The organism is Paeniglutamicibacter sp., from assembly GCF_046714615.1.
GTDB lineage: Bacteria > Actinomycetota > Actinomycetes > Actinomycetales > Micrococcaceae > Paeniglutamicibacter.
This window is the reverse complement of record NZ_JBKKAP010000003.1, coordinates 15,542-35,959: the sequence shown is the minus strand read 5'-3', so window position 1 is coordinate 35,959 and position 20,418 is coordinate 15,542. Positions and strand designations below refer to the sequence as shown.

Below are 20,418 nucleotides of genomic sequence, written 5' to 3'. Positions count from 1 at the left end.
ATGGTGGGGCGTGCGGTGAAAGTCAGACTCCGGCGAGTTCGCCGGAGCGCGCGGTGGACAGGTATCCCCCGGGCTTGAATGTTCCGTTGGCGTCGCGGAACGCGAACCCGAAGTCGGGCCAAATCAGGGTCAGCCTGCCGCTGCGCTCGTCGACGTACCAGCTCTTGCAGCCGCCGTCGATCCAAACGGTTCCCTGGGCTGCCGCCTGGATCTGCTCGACGTAGGCTTCCTCGGCCCGACTGCTGGGCTCCAGGATCTCGATGTCCAAGGCATCGGCGTGGTCGATCGCCCCGAGGACGTAGTTCACCTGGGATTCGATGATGTACACGATCGAGTTGTGACCCAGGGAAGTGTTGGGTCCGTTCAGGACAAACATGTTGGGGAATCCGCTGACCGTCACGGAATCGTGTGCCTGCATGCCCGACTTCCAGTGCTCAGACAGGTTCAGTCCGTCGCGTCCGTGCACGAGTGCGGCAAAAGGCGGCTCAGTGGCCTCGAAACCGGTGGCGAAGACCAGTACATCGAGTTCGTAGCCGGCGCCGGAGGCTGCCACCACGCGACTGCCCTCGATGCGATCGAGCGCCGATGCCTCGACCGTGGTGGTTTCGGCCTGCAGGGCCGGGTAATAGGTGTTGGAAATCAACAGGCGCTTGCAACCCGGCTCGTAGTCGGGGGTAAGGACTTCCCGCAATTCCGGGTCGGTGATTTGTGCCGCCAGATGGCCAAGCGCCATGCTCCGGGCTGCTTCCAGGTATTGGGGTACGCCGCGCCGCTGCGCATAGTTGTTCTCTCCGGTCCAGAAGAGGTCTGAGCGCAGCGCCGATATGGCCGATGGGTCGCGGCGGAACAGCCGCTTTTCCCCCTCGGTGTAAGATCGTTCCACGCGTGGAATCACATAAGCCGGGGTGCGTTGGAAGACGACCAGTTCGGCTGACGTCCTGGCCAGTTCCGGGATGACTTGGATAGCCGATGCGCCGGTGCCGACCACCCCGATGCGCTTGCCCTCCAATGACGTGGAATGGTCCCAGCGGGCCGAGTGGAACTTGTCTCCGGTGAAGGTTTCAATTCCCGGGACGGAGGGAAAGCGCTCGTCGGCTAGGTGCCCGGTGCCGGTGATCAGGAACTGTGCGGTGAACAGCCCCAACGGAGTGCTGACCCTCCAGCGGCGGGAGGACTCGTCCCAGCTGGCGTCCTGCATATCGGCACCGAAATGGATATGCCCCAGCAGTCCCTCGTCCTTGGCGCAGGCGCGCAGGTAGGCCTGGATTTCCGGGCCGGGGGAGTAGACCCGCGACCAGTCGGGATTGGGACGGAAGGAGAAGGAATAGAGGTGCGAGGGGACGTCGCAGGCAGCACCGGGGTAGTCGTTGTCGCGCCAGGTACCGCCGACGTCGTTGGCTCGTTCGAGAATTGCGAAGTCGTCGTCGCCGCGTCGCTTGAGTTGGATGGCCATCCCCAGCCCGGCGAAGCCGCTGCCGATGATGAGGGACTTGACGTCCCGGGTCATTGTGGTGGTGTTCGTGGTCATTGCGTGTTGTACCAATCTGGGGATATTCGGGCCCGCCCTATGCGGTTGCCCGGGTGCGAGGCTAGGGGCGGGGAGTTGCGATGACGGTGCCTGCCGGGTGTTCTTCCGGTGCGTCCATGAAGCGCTGGATGTGGTGGCACAGTTCGCTGGGGCGTTCGAAAACGACAGCGTGGCCGGTGGGGATTTCGGCGAACCGGGAGTCCTCGATGGCTCCGAAGAGCGCCTTCTGGTGCCGGACGGGAACCATTTGGTCGTGCGTGCATCCGATCACCAGCGTGGGTGCCTTGATGCGGTGCGCGTCGGCCACGATGTCGATGCGCCGGTTCAAGTCCATCTGGCTGTCGCCGAAGCCGTCGAAGGACATCAGGTCCATGCCCGCCTGGATCTCTCCCATGGTCTTTTCCGCGAGGAACGGGCCGCCGAAGGCGCAGAATGTCGAGTAGGCCCGAATGGCCTGGCTGCCGCTGCGGCGCAGGTCGAGCCAGACGTCGTTGCGCAGCTGCTGCTGCAGGTCGGTCTTCATCCATCCGGCGACAAGGACAAGGCGCTTCACCAGCTCGGGATGCCGCGCTGCCAGGGATGCGGTGACGACGGCACCGAGCGAGTAGCCCAGGAGGACCACCTTCCGGCCCGGAAGGATGCCGGCGATGGCCCCGGCGACCTGGGCCACGAGGTCCTCCAGCTCGAGGTTCCCGCGGTGTGCAGGGTAGGCCATGTCGATGGAGACGACTCGCTGCTTTGAGGAGAGGATGGGGAAAAGGAAGCCGAAGTGGCTGGTGGTGGAGCCACCGGTGCCATGGAGCAGGACAAGCACATCGTCGTGGCCCCGGGAATCCTGTGAGTCGTGGTAGGTGATTTGGGTGCCGTCGATGGACAGTATCGATGGTTCTAGGGTGGCAGTGTTCGACATGCTCGTTCCTTTATCTATAGCGCGTTGGACGCGGTGGATCGGGTTGGCCAGGGAGGAGGCGCGGGATGCGCGGTGGCTTCATCGCGCCGCCTCCCTGGTGCGGGGGTTGACCTAGCGCACGTCGCGGAGGTCGATTCCCTTGGTTTCCTTCCAACGCCAAACGACGAAGGCCGAGCCGAGGCAAACCGCAATCATGTAGACGTTGAAGGCCCAGCCGAGATCCACGGAATTGAAGTAGGTGTTCAGGTACGGGGCAGTGCCGCCGAAGAGGGCTACGGCGAGCGGCATTGCCGTTCCCATGATCAAGGTGCGGTAAGCGGTGGGGACCTGTTCGGCCATCATGGCCGGTTGCGTGCCGGCGATGCAGGCGCTGATGCCCATCATCACGGACTGGGCCACGAACAGGGTCCACGCCGAGTCGTTGATCATCGCGAACATCGGAAAGGTAAGCGCGGCGGTGGCCACGTTGTAGAAAATCACCGGTGGGCGGCGGCCGATCTTGTCGGAGACCCAGCCCATGATCGGGGTCAGCGCGATGTTGATGAGCATTGCCCCGAGTGTGGCCCCGAAAGCCGCGGCGGGATCCATACCGTGCTGGGAGATGGCGAACACCGCGGCGTACGAGGACCAGATGTAGTACGGCAGGGTGGTGCCAGCCATGTAAAAGAAGATTTGCACCGAGCGCGAGAAGATCTTGCCGCGCGACCAGTTGGGGAGCGCCGCCGTCTTTTCCTGCAAAGTGGTTCCGGTAGCCTCGACGTGTTCGGTGTGGACCTCGGATTCCATCATGTTCCGGCGGAGCCACAGCACGGCCAGGGCCAGGAGCGCGCCGAAGAAGAACGGGATGCGCCAGCCCCAGGAGGCCATGTCCACGGGTTCGAGCTGTTGGGCCAGAAGACGGCCGAACAGGGTCGCCAGCAAGGTGCCGCCGCTCATCGCTACACCGATGGTCGAGCCGAAGAGGGCACGCTTGTTCTTGGGTGCAATTTCGGGCAGATACACGTTGGAGGCAGTTGACTCGCCACCGTGGGCGAAGCCCTGGATGAGGCGGGCCAGAACCAGCAGGACAGAGGCGAACCCGCCGATGGTTTCGTAGCTAGGGATCAGCGCGATCATCAGGGAACCGCCGGCCATCGTGAGCATGGTGACCATCAGGACCCACTTGCGGCCTTTCTTGTCGGCCAGACGTCCAAAGAACCATCCACCCAGCGGCCGCATGACGAATCCGACGGCAAAGACGGCCAGGGTGCCAAGCAACGCGGAAACCGGGTCCGCCTTGTCGAACAGTGCGCCGGAAATATAGGTGGCGAATACCGCATATACCGCCCAGTCGAACCACTCGAGCAGGTTTCCTACACCCGTCGCAATCAGGGAGCGGCGCTGGTCGGGCCGGGTGGTGGCTGCTTGGTTCTCCGGGATTCGGGTCTGCTCGTAATTCAAATTCGTCATTAAGTCCGTCCTTGCGGGTTTCAACTTGAAGGGTTTTCGAGGATGGAGATTAATAGGTGGCGCGTCCGCCGGAAAGGTCAAAGACTGCCCCGGTGGAGAAGCTGACGGCGGGGCTAGTGAGAAAGGCAATCATCTCCGCCACTTCTTCCGGTTCGCCAACTCTCCCCATGGGAATGCGTCCGAGCAGCTTTTCCTTGACCTCGTCGTTGAACCACGCTTGTTGGAGCATGCCTGAACCGATCAGCGCCGGGGCGATCGCGTTGACGATGACGCCCTGGGCTGCCAGTTCCTTGCCCAGGACCTTGGTCATCGCGATGACCCCGGCCTTGGCCGCCGAGTAGCCGCCGGAGAGCGCATGGCCCTCCATCCCCGCGGCCGAGGCGACATTGAGAATTCGGCCGTAGCCGCTGGCGATCATGGAGGGAACCACCGCCTTGCACATCATGAATTGGCTGGTGAGGTTGATGTCGATATCCCGGCGCCACTCTTCGAGTTCCACTTCCCACAGGGGGCGCATGGCGCTTCCCATGCCGGCGTTGTTGACCAGGATGTCGACACTGCCGAACGTTTCCTGCGCCAGGACAGTAGCGGATAGCCCGAGTGAGGGATCCGTGACGTCGCCGGCGAGGGAAACCGCTTGTCCGCCGGCAGCCACGATCGAAGTGGCCACCTCGGCCGCGGCGTCTGAATCCAGATCGACACAGACGATGCCGGCACCCCGGCCAGCGAGCTTGTGAGCGGTGGCGGCGCCGATTCCACCGGCTGCACCGGTGACAATGGCCGCCTGGCCCCGAAGATCGGAAGTACTAGGCATGGGTCCTCCTGAGGGAAATGTGGTTACTGTTTCAGCTGCAACATGCATAGTCCGATTAGTGAACTTCTTTAATTGATGCCGTACAGTTTTCCATGAGACATAAATGTGTTGACCATCACCGTGTGGCGGCGAATGCAACAATACATAAGGATTAATCGGTGGTAAAGCCGCCAAGCGTCATGTAACGTCGAAATTCCGGAGAGTGGACTTGATGACAGAGAATGAAGTGCCAGAGAGTGGAACCCGAACGCAGGTAGTGGACCGCACAGCAAAGATCCTTGCTGCCCTAGCGGCGTATGGGCTGAGCGGTGGTCGGTTGGTTGACATTGCCCGGGACTCTGGCATCGCCCGACCGACGGTGCACCGGCTCCTCCAAGAGTTGGTGGCCGTGGACTATGTGCGTCAATTGTCGGACAAGCGTTACGGCTTGGGCGCCGGATTGTTCGCGCTGAGCCTGAGCGTGCCGAGCCCGGTTCGCGATATGAATGCGATCAAAGTCGCCGCCCAGGATCTCTCCGATCAGTGCGGGGATACCGTGTATGTGGCAATTCGCCAGTTCAACTCCGTGCACTATCTGGTCCGCACCAGCGGCAGCTTTCCGATTCGCACCCACTCGGTTGCGGTGGGTGACACCATGCCGCTGACCTCAAGCTACTCAGGACTCGTCCTGCTTTCCGGCATGGACCGCCTTGCGCAGGAGGAATTCCTGGACCGGCTGCCGGAGGGTCCAACCAGCCAGTATTGGCCCCGCTCCGCCGAGGAACACGAGGCGGAGATTCGCAGGGCCCTGACGCAGAACGCCAGGGAGGGTTATATCAGCGGAAAAGACGTCGTCATTCCGGGAGTCTCTGGGCTGGCGCTAGCCGTGCCGTCCCGGACGCAGCACCCGTACATGACCGTGAGTATCTCGGCGGTTGAATCGCGATTGGCTACCGAGCGCATCAAGGATTTGCTCCCCTTGCTGCAAAATACGGCCAAACGCATTTCCTCTGCCATTGACTAGCTCCCTCGAAACCCCGCAAAAAACTCCGGCAATAAGCTTTGAAGAAAGGCGCGCTCCCCATGGCACCCACGCATGAAGAAATGACAGCCCCAGCCATCCCAGTTCGACCTGTGGCGATTGTGACCGGCGGGGGACAAGGTCTTGGGCTGGGTTCTGCCCTTGCGCTGGCCGAGGAGGGCTTTGATCTGGCGGTGATCGATCTGGCCCCGGAGGCGGACCCGGCCGTGCTGGAAGGCGTGGTCGCCAGAGGCGCCGCCGTGCGCTACTACCAGCTCGATATTTCCGATTTGGACCGGCAGCCCGAGGTATTGCGGAGGATCCGGGAGGACTTCGGGCGCCTGGACTGTTTGGTCAACAACGCAGGCATCGCCGCCAGGCCGCTCACTGACATCCTTGAGCTTTCTCCCGAGGCTTTTGACCGTTCGGTGGACGTCAACCTCCGCGGAACCTTCTTCCTGACCCAGTGCTTTGCCAACCTGCTGATCGCCTCCGGTGCCCCCGAGGATAGGGTCTACAAGAGCATTGTCATTGTCAGCTCAATCGCCGCGGAGCTGGTCAGTACCGATCGTTCGCAGTACAACGTGACGAAATCAGCACTCAGCATGGTCGTCAAGCTCTATGCGCAGCGCCTTGCGGAATACGATATCCATGTCCACGAGGTGCGACCTGGGCTGATTGCCACGGCGATGACCGCTTCGGCTGGCAACACCATCGCCGACGACTGGATCGAGGGTGGTCGTGTCCCTCTTGCACGGTGGGGGCAGAAGGAAGACGTTGGACGGGCCGTGGCAACACTCGCCGCAGGACGCCTTCCGTACATGACTGGGCAGCCGATCTGGGTGGCCGGCGGGCTGAACATTTCGCAGGCTCCGTAATCCAAATATCTCACTGGGAGCGGCGGCCGGAGGAATCCGGCTCAAGCTCCCGGTGGGTCGATCTGTTCGTCTCCGGGATGTTGTGGCGCGGATCAAGGTTCGAAGTGCCCGTGCGTGCGCACGGGTGAATATGTTGAGCGATCAGTTTAATAGTTGAAGATACAAGTAATTCGTGTATTGTTGAGGAAGGAGTAACGCCAACGACCATGCCTGTGGGCGGTGGCAACCGTTCAATACTCCCCACCGATCCGCTGGGCACCGGAGCCGCTTCCCGGCTCCGGATCCCACAACCCCAGGAGTCGATCCTCGAATGACCACCACACTGCGCGACGTACGCTCGACCGGCTGGATGACCAACGACGTTCCCGACGCGGTCGTGCTCTTCCTGCACGGCTTCGGGTCCAACGAACAGGACCTCAGTTCCCTGGCTCCGGCACTCGGGCTTGACCTTCCGTGGGCCTCGCTGCGGGCACCGCTCGAGCTCGGCAACGGAGGAGCTGCATGGTTTGAGATCACCACTCCCGGCGCCCCTGATGCTGCGCCGGTCGAGGAAGCGACCGCGGCCATCTGGGCCTGGATCGAGGAAAATGTCGACGCGTCGACCCGCATCATTCCCGTCGGTTTCTCCCAGGGCGGGCTCATGGCCAGCCAGCTGCTGCGCACCCGTCCCGAGCGCGTCATCGCCCCGGTGATCCTCGGCGGATTCGTCCTCGGTGCAGCCCAGCCGGGAGACGAGTCGCTGCGCGAAAACCTTCCCTCGGTGTTCTGGGGCCGTGGCGCGGTGGACCGGGTCATTGCCCCGGTGGCGATCACCCGCACCACCGAATTCCTGCCGACCCATTCCTCGCTCATCGAGAAGGTGTACCCGGGGCTGGCACATGGCATCAACGCCGCCGAGCTCGACGACGTGCGCGACTTCATCACCGCCCACATTGGCGCCGAGGTGGTCTCCGGCGCATGAGTGCCGCCAACCCATTCGAAATTGGCATCTTCACCTTCGGCGAGCTCACAAGGGACGCCGACGGAAAGCCGATAAACGCCGCGACGCGCATGCGCGACATCCTTGAATGGGCCCGCGTAGCGGATCAGGCCGGTTTGGATGTCTTTGGTGTGGGGGAGCACCACCGCGAGGACTTCGCGGTTTCCTCCCCGCCGGTCGTGCTTGCCGCCGCCGCGGCGCAGACCAAGAACATCCGCTTGACCAGCACGGTCACCGTGCTTTCCAGTGCCGACCCGGTTCGCGTCTTCGAGGACTTCGCAACACTGGATCTGATCAGCTCCGGGCGGGCCGAGATCACCGCAGGCCGTGGTGCCTACCTGGAGTCCTTCCCGCTCTTCGGCCAGGACCTGCAGCGCTACGACGAGTACTTTGATGACCGGCTCGAACTGCTGCTGAAAATCCGCGACGAAAACCCCGTCACCTGGAACGGCAGCACGCGCGCGCCACTGCACGAGGCCGGGGTCTTCCCGCGCCCGGTCCAGGATTCACTGCCGATTTGGGCCGCCGTGGGCGGAACGCCCGCCTCCGCGGTGCGTGCCGGAAAGCTGGGACTGCCGCTGTATCTGGCGATCCTGGGTGGACCGGAGCGGTTCGCGCCGCTTGCCGACCTCTACCGACGTTCCGCCACGGCCGCCGGCCGGGAACCCGGGCGGATCGGGGTGACCTCGCACTTCTATGTCGAGGAAACGTCTCAAGGAGCTCGCGATACGTTCTACCCGCACTACAGCTCCTACATCGGACAGAACATGCCGCGCACCGGCCGGCTGGACCGCGACAGCTTCGAGGCGTGGGCATCCCCGCGCGGGGCACTGTTCGCCGGAAGCCCGGCGGAGATCGTGGAGAAGATCCTCTGGGAACACGAGATCCTGGGCCACACGCGTTTCCTCGCCCAGGTGGGACTGGGTGGTTTGTCGCAGGCGCAGACCTTGCGCTCCATCGAGCTGTTGGCCACCGAGGTGCTGCCGGCGGTTCGCGCGGCGTTGAAGAAATAGCCGTTGCATGAAGGGACCCGGCCCCCGCGTCAAAGCGCGGACCGGGTCCCTTTGAGTATCTACTCCATGGCCGCCGAGTTGACCTCGTCTTGGATCTCTTCCGGGACTTCGGAAACGGCCTTGCGGGAACCGGGCATCAGGAACAGGCTGGCCGCGGCAAGGAAGCACAGGACCGCGGCGGTGATCCAGGCAATCAGGTAGCTGCCGGATAGATCTCGACCGATTCCCGCGGTCAGGGCTATCCGCCAGCCGGTGCCGACCATGTGGAAGGCGAAGACCCAGCCAGAAACCACGGCGGCCCGCGCGGGACCAAAGTACTCGCGGCACAGCACCACCGTGGGCGGAACGGATGCCACCCAGTTCAGGCCATGGAGAAGAACGTCAGATGCAGACGAGTGTCGAGAGGGGAAGAGGACAATCTTCCGGCGGGATTTTACGTTCTGGGCTTTTTCTTTTGCCTGACGTTCGGGCCCGAGGCAAGGGGCCGGAGCCTTCAGCCGGTCGAACATGACCTGCACGACCGTCCAGTCTCCCTCGCGGCGTCCGCGCGTTGATGAAGGAGAATCTGCCGCATGGCGCAAGGAAGCGGGAGCCGTCGAACGGTTCCCGGTTCCTACTTTTCCGCTGGGCGGGGTCGACCATAAAGCGCTCGGCGACGTTTACACGATATTGACCATCGGACCCGACCTGCAGGGAGGAATCTACTCAGCATTTATGGCACAACTAGGAGCAGGGAACCCTAGGCAGGAAATATCGGTGATTCATTGCTCTGGTTGTGGGGAAGGCTTTTAGTTTGATCGATGGGAATGAGCGGCATAGACGCCGAGGATTTTCACTTCCGAGGTGAAAAACGCCAGTTCCTCGAGGGCTGTTTTCATGGGATGGTCCTCGGGATGCCCCTGCAGGTCCACCAAGAACATGGTGGCCGCAAATTCCGCACCCACCATATAGCTCTCAATACGCGTCATGTTGACCCCGCACGTAGCGAATCCACCGAGCGCCTTGAATAGTGCAGATGGAACGTTTCGAACACGAAATACCAGGGTGGTGATCACGTGCTCGGGCAGGTCACCGCGTTTGGGCAAGGGCCTTTCCCTGCCGAGGATCACAAAACGTGTCGTGTTGGTCGGGTCGTCCTCGACCCCTGAAGCAAGAACGTCAAGCCCATACATTTCTGCTGCCTTGGGTGGTGCAAGAGAAACCTTGGTCGGGTCGTTCCAGTCTCTGACTTCTCGCGCCGAACCGGCCGTGTCGCCAGCGATGACGGGTGTCAGATTGAGCGACTGAATGATCCCGCGGCACTGGCCCAGTGCGTGGATGTGACTGTGTACTTCCTTTGCGTCCTCGATCTTGCTGCCGGGGATCCCCAGCAGGTCAAAGCGTATGCGCAGAAAATGTTCCCCGATGATTTGGAGGTTGGATGCAGGCAGGAGGCTATGGATGTCGGCCACCCTGCCAGCGATGGAGTTTTCGATGGGGATCATCGCCAGTTCCGCTGATCCGTCGGCTAGGTGGGAAAATGCCTCCTCAAAGCTTGAGCAGGCAAGAGGTTTCAGATGCGGGTACACCTCCTGGCAGGCGATGCTCGAATTGGAGCCGGGCTCGCCTTGGTATGCAATTTTAGGGTCCATGCGTGCAAATTTTCCTTGTTCTTCAGCCTAGTTAAGGCCAGTGATTGTTTTATCAATGAGAGTGCATGGACCACAGGGGCGGTGCACCTGGCCTTCGTCCACGAATACCGTTGTCGTCCAGGGCTATGCGACAGTGAGTAGTTGGGTGAGCTGCTGGGCTGCCTGTTTGACCTTCTGGGCCAATTCCTCGATATCGAGCTCGGACAATCGCATGCGGGCGACTGTCGCAGTGATCGATCCGGCAATGGCATCGCATACGAAATATGGTGCACTCACGCCGAAGGCATCCGGAAGCCGCTCACCGGTGCCCGTGGCCCATCCGCGTGTGCGGATCGTCTCCAGCTCGGCGGCGAGGATGCTTCGATCGGTTTGAGTGTTTTCCGTGAAGGAGTGGAGGGTGAGAGTGTCGAGTTTGGCCGGCGGGCAGTGGGCCAGAATGGCTTTTCCTGCGGCCCCTGCATGGAGCGGGATCTGAACGCCGGAGGCCAGCCCGTAGTGCAGGGGCTTTACGCCGTTGACCACCATGGTCATCTCTGCCTCGAGGGTGTCTTGGTTCAATTGTGCCAACCCAATGGTCTCGCCAGTCTCCTGCGCCAAGTTCTGCACAATGTGGCGTGCTGTGGTGGGGATATCCAGGGCTGGACCGAGCAGCGCGGCCCACTGAAGCAGTCGTGGACCAGGCAACAAGAAACCCTGGCGCTCCAGCGCCACTCCCGTGGCGAGGAGGCTGGATATCAGCCGGTTAGTGGTCGCGATGTTGGCGCCGATCCGCCGTGCAAGATTCGGGCCGCAGCCGATCCCGGTAGGGTGCGAACAGAGTGCTGTCATGATGCGGATGATTCGGGCCAATGCAGTGGATCCAGCGGGGTAGGTGATCGGCTCTCCGTCCGATGGCGTCGGGAGCAACTGGCAGGCCACTTCGAGATTCATGGCCGCCTGGCGGGCCATCGGTCCGAAGCGTTCGAGGTCTTCGTCGCTGGTCAGAAAACGGGGGCGCGTGATCGACACGGACCCGGTCAGGCCCATGCACTGGAAGGAAGCGGCAGCTCCGGCTGCCAAGGGAAATTGCTGCCCCACGCTGATGGTGTATCCGGCGCGGCGGTCCACCGCGAGCAACCTTTCGATTTCCGCCCGGTCAGTCACCGTATCGGGAGTGCGCGGATCGAGGGGCTCGTCGCCCAGCGCCTGGAGGCCGACGCGTCCGAGGATCGAACGGCCGGTCGCGCCGGCATGCAGCGGCACAATCGTTCCCGGGTCCAAGTGATAGGTGACCGGGCCCGGGCGGCGGCGCGACACGATAACGGCCACCTGCGGCCGGGGTGCGTCATGGACTGCGGCCAGGACCGTGGAGTCCGAGTCTTCCGCCAAGTGCTCGATGATTCCGCCGGCGGCGCGGGTCAAGGGGTGTCGGGCATGGAGCGCGGCACCAAGCACGCGCATGCGGGGGCCGACCTCGTAGGTTCCCTGCGGCGTGGCAGTGGCGAGCCCATGCTCCACCAAACCCAGGAGGACGCGGCTGACGGTGCTACGGCTTGCCCCCAACACCTGGGCCAGCTCGCGCACGCCGGTGGGCTCGTTGCGGGTCACCAGCGCATGCAACACGGCGAGAATCCGTTCATTTCCCGCAACTACTTCATCCATGTTTGCCCTTGATCATCCATGCAGTTTCCTCGATCCACCGCTGCAGTGGACCATAGTTACGCTACCGCTACCTGCTTCGGAGTAACGAATGTACGAAAAAGTGGGACTTGACACCCCCTCGTGCTGCCAGTCACACTTGATCTAGAATGTAGGACAGTGTCCCAGTTTTTATCAAAGGAGATGAAATGTTGGAAACCAACCAGAAGGCCACGCCCGTGGCAGATCCGGAGCGCATGAAGCGTGCCAAGAAAGCCACGGGGGTCGCGGCGTTCGGAACATTCATCGAGTACTACGACTTCAGCGTCTTCGGTTACGTGGCGGCAACCATCGCCATCGTGTTCTTCCCGAGCGGCGATCCACTGGTCAACCTGATGAATACGTTCCTGGTCTTCGGCACGGCGTTCTTCGTCCGCCCGCTGGGCGCCATCTTCTTCGGCCGCCTCGGGGACAAGGTCGGGCGTCGAACCAGCCTGATCGGATCCGTGATCCTCATGAGCGCGGCAGCCGGTCTCACGGCGCTGCTGCCAACCTACGCACAGATCGGGATCTGGGCACCGATCCTGCTCGGCGTGCTGAGGATGCTCCAGGGATTCTCCGCCGGCGGAGAAATCGGCGGCGCGACGAGCTACATCCGTGAATGGGCGCCGGTCGAACGGCGCAACCTCTACATCTCCTTCATCCCCAGCGTCGCAGTCCTCGGCAAGGGCTTCGCAGCCGGCCTTGCCGCCCTCGCAGCCACGCTGGTGCCGGCCGCGGCCATGGAATCGTGGGGCTGGCGCATCCCCTTCCTGATCGCCATCCCCTTGGGCATCCTGTGCCTGATCATGCGCCTGAAAATCGAGGACAGCCCAGAATTCACCCACAGCGCGGAAAAGGGCGAGACCACCAAGACGCCTTTCTCCACGCTGATGCGAGACCACCGCTCCGCGCTGGCCAAGGTATTCGGCATTGCCCTCGTGCAGAACGTCGGGACCTACATCGGCACGGTCTTCGTGGCGGTCTACTTCAGCTCGATCCTTGGGTTCTCGAAGGCGCAGGCTTCGACCATTGTGCTCATCGCAGTCATCGCCGCGGCATTCCTGATTCCCCTTGCAGGCCAGCTTGGGAGCCGAATTGGTAGCAAGCGCCTGCTTGTCACTGCCTATATCGCCTACGTCGTAATCACCGTTCCCTCCTTCATGATGATGAACGTCGGGTCCATGTCCCTGGCAGTCTTCGGATTGCTGCTGGGCATGTTGCCGTACGCACTTTGCCAGGCGGGCACGTACGCCGCGATGCCGGAGTTCTTCCCCGTTGAGGTCCGCCACACCGGTGTCGCCTTCGGCCACAGCGTCGGCGCCGTTCTCGGCGGAGCAGGGGCACCATACGTTGCGACCTGGCTAATCGGCGCGACCGGGGACACGATGATCCCCGCCTACATGCTCGTAATCTTCGGCATCATCGGCGTGGCCGTCGTCCTTGGCACGGTCCGCCACACCCCCAAATCCACCACCCACCTCTACCGCTGAGGAACCGAATGCCCACCTTCTATGTCTCCGACCAGATCCACGAGGATGTCCTGGCGCAACTCGCTTCCCTCGGGCAGGTCCACCTGGGCTACGGCAAGGATGCCGTCACCTATGAGTCGATCAGCCACGAGGTCGACGCGGTCCTGCTCCGCGCCGAGCGCTTCGATCGAGACAAGATCGCTGCTTCCCCGCGCCTGCGCATCATCGCCCGCCACGGCGTGGGCACCGACAACGTGGACATCGACTCCGCCACCGCCGCGGGTATCTGGGTGACCACCACCCCGGGCAGCAACAGCCGCGCCGTCGCCGAACATGTCTTCGCGCTCCTGTTGTCCATGGCCCGCAACGTCCCCTACGGGTCTGCTGCCACCGCCCAGGGCCAATGGTCCGAGGCCAAGCCCCACATGGTCGGCTTTGAACTGCATGGCAAGACCCTGGGCCTGCTCGGCTTCGGGAACATCTCCCGCATGGTCCTGGACATCGCGAAGGGATTCGGGATGCACGCACTGGTCCACGACCCCTACGTGGAGGCGGCCGGCATCGAGGCCGCCGGCGCACAACCGGCCACCCTGGCCCAGGCCATCGCCGGATCCGACGTCCTGAGCCTGCACCTGCCGCTCACCGAGCAAACCACCCACCTCATCGACGCGGTCGCGCTGGCCACCATGCGGCGGGGAGCGGTCCTGATCAACACCTCCCGCGGTGGCCTTGTCGATGAAACCGCACTGGTTACGGCCTTGCGCGACGGACACCTGGCCGCCGCCGGACTCGATGTCCTGGAAGGCGAATCGGTGGACATGAAGGACCCTCTGCCCCACTCGCGCATACCCGTCGGCGGCGTGCCAAACCTGATTGTCACCCCACACGTCGCCGGGCAGAGCGCCGAGGCCTTCCTCGCCGCCGGCACCGCGGCCCTGGCAGCCATCCGCTGCGCACTGGCGGGCGACGTCCCACCGCACGCCGTCAACACGGTCGCCATCCCCGCCTACAAGTAACACCAGAAAAGAGCACCCCCCCATGATCATCACCGACCCCACCGAATCCCTCCAGCTCACCCCCCACTGGGAACGCCCCGACCTGATGAACATCCGGCAACTGGCCCAGTTCCCCGTCGCCCTGATCGGCGACGCCCAGGGGCGCATGGGCGTCATGCACTCGGCCCTGCGCTCGGTGACGCCCGGGCTGAAGCTGGCCGGCACCGTCCTGCCGATCAACACCCGGGAGGGCGACAACCTCGCCATCCACCGGGCGCTTGATGATGCGCGCGAGGGCGACGTCCTGGTCATCAATGCCAACAGCGACACCAACCGTGCATGTTTCGGCGATATCCTCGGCGAGATCTGTGTCAGCCGGGGCATCGCCGGGGTCGTCATCGACGGCGCGACCCGCGACATCGACGAGCTGCTTGCCATGGGACTGCCCGTCTTCGCCCGCGGGATCAGCCCTGCCGGACCCTTCAAATACGGTCCGGGTACCATCGGGGCGCCCGTCGCCTGCGGCAACGTCGTGTGCCACCCGGGTGATGCCATCCTGGGGGACAGCGACGGCCTGGTCGTCGTGCCGCAACACCTTATCGCCACGGCCCTCGAACGGACCGCCTCGCAAGCGGGCAAGGAAGACAACTTGCGCGCCTTGATACCGTCCCTGGGCTAACACAGGACAGCAACACGGGGAGGCCACCGGTTCGAACCGAACCGGCGGCCTCCCCGTGTCCAGGATCTGCAAGGAAAAATGCTGCGCCCAGGGTAGCAAGACCAATATGGAACACCTGGCAGGAGCGCCAAGCCTGAGTGGATCGTGGCAGTCAACACGGCGAGATCGCCATCTGTGCCTTCCGCCGGCTGCGAGTTGGGCGCGGAGACCGATTTCGGGCTACGCCGAGGGGCTCTGCCGGTGCATGTACGCGCGGACCGGGCCCTTCGGCATCTACTCCTTGGTCGCCGGTTCAACCGCGTCCGGGATCTCTTCCGGAACTTCGACAACGGCCTTGCGGGATCCGGGCATCAGGAACAGGCTTGCAGCGGCAAGGAAACACAGGACCGCGGCGGTGATCCAGGCAATCAGGTAGCTGCCGGAGAGATCGCGGCCGATTCCGGCGGTGAGCGCGCCAACTCCGGCACCGACCATGTGGAAGGCGAAGACCCAGCCAAAGACGACAGCGGCGCGCACGGGACCGAAGTATTCGCGGCACAGCACCACCGTGGGCGGAACGGTGGCCACCCAATCTAGGCCGTAGAAAAGAATGAAAATCCACAGCACCGGCTCCACCGTGGGGCCGAGCAACGAGTGGACGGTCAGCAGCGATATCCCGCGCAACCCGTAATAGAAGACCAGCAGCAGCCAGGGGCGGACCCGGTCGGTGAGCCAACCCGAGGCAATGGTGCCGATGATGTCAAAGACGCCAATCAAGGCCAGGAGCCCTGACGCGGTGGTCGCCGGCATTCCGTGGTCATGGGCCGCGGGAATGAAATGCGTTTGGATCAGGCCATTGGTGGACCAGCCGCAAATCCAGAACGTGAACGCCAGGATCCAGAAGGCCCTGAACGTCATGGCATGGCGGAGTACGCCGATGGTCTCGGCCATGGCCCCGCCGGTGGGTCGGGCCTTGGCCGCAGTCGTCCCGGCGGTCGAATCTTCGGTGGCCCCGTATGCGGTGGTCTTCGCTTCCGCCGGGCTGTTGGCGAAGGGCCAGAACAACAGGGGAACGATCGCCAGCGCGAACCCTGCCACCAACAACGAAGCCATGCGCCATCCATGGTGGCCGGTGAGGTGAACGATGGTGGGCAGGAAGATCAGTTGTCCGCAAGCATTGGCGGCAGAGAAGATTCCCATCACCAGTCCGCGTCGGGTGGCAAACCAGCGGTTCGCCACCACGGCCCCGAAGACCAACGCAATGGCGCCGGTGCCGATTCCGACCAGCCCGCCCCACAGCAGCCACAGCTGCCATACCTGGGAAACGAAAACTGCCAGGCCGGCACCGGCCGAGACCAGGCCCAGGGCCATGGCGGCAACGAAGCGCATCGAGAACCGTTCCAGAAGCGTCGCGGCAAATGGCGCCACCAATCCGTAGACCACGAGGTTGATGGTGACCGCGGTGGAAAGTTGGGAGCGCGTCCAGCCGAATTCGGCTTCCAACGGTTCAAAGAACGCCCCGGTGGTGGAGCGGAAGGCGGCGGCCGCAACCAGGGCAAGAACCGTCACCGCAGCCACGAGCCATGCCCGGTGGATCCGAGGCGTTTTGCGCAGCGCTACATCACGAGCGGGATCGGCGGGTGGCGAAGGCAGTGTCAAGGGTTCGGCTCTCTCGGTGGGATCATCGGTCAAACCACAATTTCACACTTTGGACGGGTGGCCGAAAAGTGTCACGAGGCCTCATGCGCCCGGAAGTCACCTGAACGACAGAGTGCTGGGATCGGGCGAACCCGATCCCAGCACTATTGGATGGTTGCTACGTATCGGCATTGAATTCCATTTAGGCCGTGGGCGTTGGCGAAAGTGCAGCTGCTGCCGGCTGCCATTCGCTAAAGCAGGATACTGAGCGGGTTCTCCAACAACTCCTTGAACTTGGCCATAAGCCGCGCTGCGACCGCACCATCAATGACACGGTGGTCAGCTGACAACGTGCAAGTCATGACCGTAGCTATCGCCAATTCGTCATCGACCACAACTGCCCGCTTCTCCGCGGCTCCCACAGCCAGGATGCCCGATTGAGGTGGATTGAGTATGGCGGAGAACTCCTTGGTTCCGAACATCCCCAGGTTGCTGACGGTGAACGTTCCGCCGGAGATTTCGTCCGGGCGGATCCTGTTCTCCTGCGCGCGTGCGACAAAGTCGGCAATCGTGGCACTGATGTGGCTGATCGACCGGGACTGGGCGGCCCGGACGATCGGGGTGATCAGGCCGCCTTCCGTGGCAATCGCCACCGAAATGTCGGAATCCTCGTGGCGCGCAATGCTGTTGCCGGCAAAGGCAACGTTGGCATCCGGTACCTGCTGCAGTGCCAAGGCAATCGTACGAACGATGAGGTCGTTGACGGTGATTTTTCGGTTGGCGCTGGCGTTGGCTTGCTTTCGCATTTCCAGGAGCTTGTCCAAGTGGACATCCGCGCTCAGGTAGAAGTGCGGAACCGTCGTCTTCGATTCCGTGAGGCGCCGGGCGATTGCCTGGCGCATCCTGGACATCGGAACCAACTCGACGCCCGCGGCTGGAATCTTCGTGGGTTCCTTTCGCGCCGGCATTGGGCTCGGGACGACGTTCTTGTCTTGAGACGTCTGCACGATTTTTGTTTCTTGGACGGCGGATTCAACGTCAGAGCGTAGTATGCGTCCATTGGGTCCGCGCCCGGCCAGTGTTGCCAGATCGATTCCGCTTTCTTTGGCGAGTCTTCTGGCCAAGGGCGAGGCGAATTGCCGCGTTGGGACAGCGACGTTCGTGGCGTCGCCGAACTTCGCCGAGTGGCTTGGGTCGGCGAGTTCTCCTGGGGTGGGCGCGGCGCCGGGCTTCGGCACCGGGGTGAGGGTTCCCTCGCCAAATACCTCAGAGATTTCTTTGTCGCTGTCGCCCGGTGCCGCGATGACGGCGATGGGTGAGCCGACAGCTACTTGGGCACCGGCATCAATGAGTAGGCGTGCAACGCGTCCGGTGGTCTCGGACGCCAGCTCGACGGTCGCCTTTTCAGTTTCTATGTCGGCCAACGGAGCACCCGCAACGATCTCTGTTCCGATCTGCACAAGCCAGGCCGCAAGGACCGCATCCGTGGCATCCGCGACGATGGCGGGCATGGTGATAAGTGTTGCCATGGGATTCCTCCTTTCCTTGAGTGGGCTAACCGCGGGCGAGATTCCGGGCGGCGTCCCGGATTCCTGCAGTTATTTGTGTGGCACCGGCGATGGCTGCCTGTTCGAGCACCTTCGAAATGCTTGGGGAAGATTCGGCGCCGGTGACGCGCTGCACCGGCTGGTCCAAGTAGTCAAAGTACCGGCGCTGGATCTCGTCGGACAGCCAGGCTCCATAGCCGGTACCTGAGGCCCCTTGCTCGGCGATAATGACATTGTTGGTCTTCTTGATCGATTCCCCGATGGTGTCCCAGTCGATGCTTGCGCGGTCCAGCCAGCGGAGATCGATGACCTCAGGGTCAAGGACGGCGTCGGCAGCAGCCTCGAGCGCGGGGGCAACCATTCCCAGGTACGTCAGGATCGTGACGTCGGCTCCTTGGCGACGTATTGAGGCCTTGCCCACGGGTAGTCGGTAGTCGAAGTCGTTCACGGGCCCGGTACCGGTGGAGGCGTAGAGGTCGGTGTGTTCGAGTACCACCACCGGGTCATTGAGGTCCAACGCCGTATTCATGAGTCCGACATAGTCGTAGGGCGTGGACGCAGCGACGATGCGCCATCCCGGCTGGGTCGCAAATACGCCGGCGGGATCCATGGAATGCTGCGACCCGTAGCCCGTGCCCATTGCGACCTTGGACCGCAAGACCACTGGCATGCTGCACTGGCCGCCAAACATGTGTCGTGCCTTGCCGATTTGGTTGAACAGCTGGTCGGCAGCCACCCACATGAAATCCGCATACATGAACTCAACGACCGGCTTGAACCGGCCGTCCATGGCCATGCCACCGGCGAGGCCGGTGAAGGCATTCTCGGAGATGGGCGTGCCCAACACCCGATCGGGGTAGGCCGCCTTCAGGCCGCGGGTTGCGCCGTTGGTTCCGCCCTTGAGTCGGTGTACGTCTTCGCCCATGATGACGATCGACTCATCGTGATCCATGCGATGTTGCAGTACATCGGCGATGACGTCGATGAACTTGCGTTCCGCGAGTTCCCCGGAGAAGTCTTTTTGTTCCTTGAGCCCGCTGGGTGATGTTCCGGAAAGGTCGCTTCGGATTCCGACATCTACAAAATCCGGCTGTGGCCATAGTTCGGGACGAATACGGCGTTTCCCGTTCTTCCCATCCGGATCGATCTCGGTCAACGCTGAAACCGCGGCCGCACAGGCCTCCTTGACAACCTTGGTCATGGAATCGATGGTTTGCTGGTCCAGATGCCCTAACTGGATCATTTCCCGGGCCATGCGCAAGATTGGGTCGCGTTCGCGCCACGATTTTTCTTCGTCCTTGGACCTGTACCCAAAGGCACTTCCCGGGAAGGGCCCGTTTTGGTGGAAGAAGCGGTAAACCTCCGCCTCTATGAGGGTTGGGCCCTGGCCGGTGCGCATATGTTCGGCGGCCGCTTGCGTCGCCAGGTGGACTGCCAACGGATCCATTCCGTCCACGCGCCATGAGGCAATTCCGAACCCAGGCCCGCGTGCCGAGAGCCGTGCTTCGGCCGTTACTTCCGAGACGTGTGTTGAGACCGCGTAGAGGTTGTTCTCGATGAAGAAGCACAAAGGTAGCTTCCATGCCGCAGCGAGATTCATGGTTTCCAAGGTGGAGCCGATATTGGAGGCGCCGTCCCCGAAGTAAGTGAGAGTCAGGTCCGTGGATCGCGATTCCGGGTCTGCATGTTTTTGTGCCCACGCGTTGCCGGCAGCCAATGGAACGCCTCCACCGACAATCGCGTTGGTTCCTAGTGCGCCGGCCTCGAGCCATTGCAGGTGCATGGAGCCGCCGCGTCCACCGCTGAATCCTTGCTCAAGGCCCAGAATTTCGGCAAGTGTCCGTTGCAGGAGTTGCTGAACGGGAGCACTGACGGGAAAATCCAGAGCCATCCTTCCGCCAGTGTCACTGCACAGGAACGCCAAGGACTTGGCGAGGAACTGGTGGTGTCCACGGTGTGTACCATTCACGCCGTCGCCCGGACGCAGGAAAACTGCGGAGCCGACCGCGCCGCCCTCTTGGCCGATGCTCGAATGCGCGGGGCCGTGAACAAGGCCTTCGCCGGCCAATTCCAGAACAGATTCCTCGAAGGCGCGGATGATTTGCATCTGAATCAGCATGGTTTCGAGCAGCTTGGGATCGGCGTTCGCCCAGTCATCAGATGTCGTGCGTAGTTCAATCCACTGTGCCAGCGGTTCAAGCGAAATGGTTTCAGCCATGGGTTCTCTCCGTGGGCGGAAGTTCTAAACCT

17 protein-coding genes are annotated in these 20,418 nt (G+C 62.7%); 7 read left to right on the top strand and 10 right to left on the bottom strand.

The window, feature by feature from the left end:
• Positions 1-22 precede the first annotated feature (22 nt).
• The 4 genes from ACLQ7E_RS00260 to ACLQ7E_RS00245 form a co-directional block, all read right to left on the bottom strand.
• Complete coding sequence (locus tag ACLQ7E_RS00260) at positions 23-1,528, bottom strand: flavin-containing monooxygenase (protein ID WP_411730512.1); 1,506 nt, start codon at positions 1,526-1,528, stop codon at positions 23-25.
• Between the two features lie 61 nt (positions 1,529-1,589).
• The gene (locus ACLQ7E_RS00255; protein WP_411730511.1) at positions 1,590-2,438 is read right to left on the bottom strand and encodes an alpha/beta fold hydrolase; all 849 of its coding nucleotides are present in this window, start codon (positions 2,436-2,438) and stop codon (positions 1,590-1,592) included.
• Between the two features lie 111 nt (positions 2,439-2,549).
• Positions 2,550-3,887 (bottom strand): MFS transporter, encoded by a 1,338-nt coding sequence (locus tag ACLQ7E_RS00250; protein ID WP_411730510.1) that lies wholly within the window; start codon positions 3,885-3,887, stop codon positions 2,550-2,552.
• Between the two features lie 49 nt (positions 3,888-3,936).
• The gene (locus ACLQ7E_RS00245) at positions 3,937-4,701 is read right to left on the bottom strand and encodes an SDR family NAD(P)-dependent oxidoreductase (RefSeq protein WP_411730509.1); all 765 of its coding nucleotides are present in this window, start codon (positions 4,699-4,701) and stop codon (positions 3,937-3,939) included.
• Positions 4,702-4,912: 211 nt separating this feature from the next.
• On the opposite strand from ACLQ7E_RS00245, the gene ACLQ7E_RS00240 reads away from it, so the two are divergent.
• From ACLQ7E_RS00240 to ACLQ7E_RS00225, 4 genes are all read left to right on the top strand, one after another.
• Complete coding sequence (locus ACLQ7E_RS00240) at positions 4,913-5,704, top strand: IclR family transcriptional regulator (protein WP_411730508.1); 792 nt, start codon at positions 4,913-4,915, stop codon at positions 5,702-5,704.
• Between the two features lie 59 nt (positions 5,705-5,763).
• Positions 5,764-6,579 carry a 3-ketoacyl-ACP reductase gene (locus tag ACLQ7E_RS00235; RefSeq protein WP_411730507.1) on the top strand — a complete coding sequence of 272 codons (816 nt, stop codon included), beginning with the start codon at positions 5,764-5,766 and terminating at the stop codon, positions 6,577-6,579.
• 310 nt (positions 6,580-6,889) lie between these two features.
• Positions 6,890-7,540, top strand: coding sequence for an alpha/beta hydrolase (locus ACLQ7E_RS00230; protein WP_411730506.1), 651 nt, complete (start codon positions 6,890-6,892; stop codon positions 7,538-7,540).
• Positions 7,537-8,571 (top strand): LLM class flavin-dependent oxidoreductase, encoded by a 1,035-nt coding sequence (locus tag ACLQ7E_RS00225; RefSeq protein WP_411730505.1) that lies wholly within the window; start codon positions 7,537-7,539, stop codon positions 8,569-8,571. Before ACLQ7E_RS00230 ends, ACLQ7E_RS00225 begins: the two co-directional genes overlap by 4 nt.
• Positions 8,572-8,630: 59 nt before the next feature.
• Here the strand turns inward: ACLQ7E_RS00225 and ACLQ7E_RS00220 are convergent, their stop codons facing one another.
• The 3 genes from ACLQ7E_RS00220 to ACLQ7E_RS00210 all read right to left on the bottom strand — a co-directional run bounded on the left by ACLQ7E_RS00220 (position 8,631) and on the right by ACLQ7E_RS00210 (position 11,843).
• Entirely contained in the window at positions 8,631-8,927 is a 297-nt protein-coding gene (locus ACLQ7E_RS00220) for a hypothetical protein (protein ID WP_411730503.1), read from the bottom strand.
• A gap of 432 nt (positions 8,928-9,359) precedes the next feature.
• Positions 9,360-10,202, bottom strand: a complete 843-nt coding sequence (locus ACLQ7E_RS00215) for a prephenate dehydratase (protein ID WP_411730502.1) — start codon at positions 10,200-10,202, stop codon at positions 9,360-9,362.
• A gap of 123 nt (positions 10,203-10,325) precedes the next feature.
• Complete coding sequence (locus ACLQ7E_RS00210; protein WP_411730501.1) at positions 10,326-11,843, bottom strand: IclR family transcriptional regulator; 1,518 nt, start codon at positions 11,841-11,843, stop codon at positions 10,326-10,328.
• Positions 11,844-12,028: 185 nt separating this feature from the next.
• On the opposite strand from ACLQ7E_RS00210, the gene ACLQ7E_RS00205 reads away from it, so the two are divergent.
• From ACLQ7E_RS00205 to ACLQ7E_RS00195, 3 genes are read left to right on the top strand one after another with little or no spacing between them, the layout of a single operon-like run.
• Positions 12,029-13,351: an MFS transporter gene (locus ACLQ7E_RS00205; RefSeq protein ID WP_411730500.1), complete on the top strand. Its 1,323-nt coding sequence runs from the start codon at positions 12,029-12,031 to the stop codon at positions 13,349-13,351.
• Positions 13,352-13,359: 8 nt separating this feature from the next.
• Positions 13,360-14,346, top strand: coding sequence for a hydroxyacid dehydrogenase (locus ACLQ7E_RS00200; protein ID WP_411730499.1), 987 nt, complete (start codon positions 13,360-13,362; stop codon positions 14,344-14,346).
• Between the two features lie 22 nt (positions 14,347-14,368).
• The gene (locus ACLQ7E_RS00195) at positions 14,369-15,004 is read left to right on the top strand and encodes an RraA family protein (RefSeq protein ID WP_411730498.1); all 636 of its coding nucleotides are present in this window, start codon (positions 14,369-14,371) and stop codon (positions 15,002-15,004) included.
• Positions 15,005-15,277: 273 nt separating this feature from the next.
• On the opposite strand, the gene ACLQ7E_RS00190 is transcribed toward ACLQ7E_RS00195, so the two are convergent.
• From ACLQ7E_RS00190 to ACLQ7E_RS00180, 3 genes are all read right to left on the bottom strand, one after another.
• Positions 15,278-16,561 (bottom strand): MFS transporter, encoded by a 1,284-nt coding sequence (locus tag ACLQ7E_RS00190; RefSeq protein WP_411730497.1) that lies wholly within the window; start codon positions 16,559-16,561, stop codon positions 15,278-15,280.
• A gap of 311 nt (positions 16,562-16,872) precedes the next feature.
• The gene (locus ACLQ7E_RS00185) at positions 16,873-18,150 is read right to left on the bottom strand and encodes a dihydrolipoamide acetyltransferase family protein (protein ID WP_411730496.1); all 1,278 of its coding nucleotides are present in this window, start codon (positions 18,148-18,150) and stop codon (positions 16,873-16,875) included.
• Positions 18,151-18,175: 25 nt separating this feature from the next.
• The gene (locus tag ACLQ7E_RS00180; protein WP_411730495.1) at positions 18,176-20,386 is read right to left on the bottom strand and encodes a thiamine pyrophosphate-dependent enzyme; all 2,211 of its coding nucleotides are present in this window, start codon (positions 20,384-20,386) and stop codon (positions 18,176-18,178) included.
• Positions 20,387-20,418: the final 32 nt, after the last annotated feature.

Bases quoted from the DNA above. Each gene is read 5' to 3' on its own strand.
- ACLQ7E_RS00260 (WP_411730512.1), bottom strand. From the start codon at position 1,528: ATGACCACGAACACCACCACAATGACCCGGGACGTCAAGTCCCTCATC.
- ACLQ7E_RS00255 (WP_411730511.1), bottom strand. From the start codon at position 2,438: ATGTCGAACACTGCCACCCTAGAACCATCGATACTGTCCATCGACGGC.
- ACLQ7E_RS00250 (WP_411730510.1), bottom strand. From the start codon at position 3,887: ATGACGAATTTGAATTACGAGCAGACCCGAATCCCGGAGAACCAAGCA.
- ACLQ7E_RS00245 (WP_411730509.1), bottom strand. From the start codon at position 4,701: ATGCCTAGTACTTCCGATCTTCGGGGCCAGGCGGCCATTGTCACCGGT.
- ACLQ7E_RS00240 (WP_411730508.1), top strand. From the start codon at position 4,913: ATGACAGAGAATGAAGTGCCAGAGAGTGGAACCCGAACGCAGGTAGTG.
- ACLQ7E_RS00235 (WP_411730507.1), top strand. From the start codon at position 5,764: ATGGCACCCACGCATGAAGAAATGACAGCCCCAGCCATCCCAGTTCGA.
- ACLQ7E_RS00230 (WP_411730506.1), top strand. From the start codon at position 6,890: ATGACCACCACACTGCGCGACGTACGCTCGACCGGCTGGATGACCAAC.
- ACLQ7E_RS00225 (WP_411730505.1), top strand. From the start codon at position 7,537: ATGAGTGCCGCCAACCCATTCGAAATTGGCATCTTCACCTTCGGCGAG.
- ACLQ7E_RS00215 (WP_411730502.1), bottom strand. From the start codon at position 10,202: ATGGACCCTAAAATTGCATACCAAGGCGAGCCCGGCTCCAATTCGAGC.
- ACLQ7E_RS00210 (WP_411730501.1), bottom strand. From the start codon at position 11,843: ATGGATGAAGTAGTTGCGGGAAATGAACGGATTCTCGCCGTGTTGCAT.
- ACLQ7E_RS00205 (WP_411730500.1), top strand. From the start codon at position 12,029: ATGTTGGAAACCAACCAGAAGGCCACGCCCGTGGCAGATCCGGAGCGC.
- ACLQ7E_RS00200 (WP_411730499.1), top strand. From the start codon at position 13,360: ATGCCCACCTTCTATGTCTCCGACCAGATCCACGAGGATGTCCTGGCG.
- ACLQ7E_RS00195 (WP_411730498.1), top strand. From the start codon at position 14,369: ATGATCATCACCGACCCCACCGAATCCCTCCAGCTCACCCCCCACTGG.
- ACLQ7E_RS00185 (WP_411730496.1), bottom strand. From the start codon at position 18,150: ATGGCAACACTTATCACCATGCCCGCCATCGTCGCGGATGCCACGGAT.
- ACLQ7E_RS00180 (WP_411730495.1), bottom strand. From the start codon at position 20,386: ATGGCTGAAACCATTTCGCTTGAACCGCTGGCACAGTGGATTGAACTA.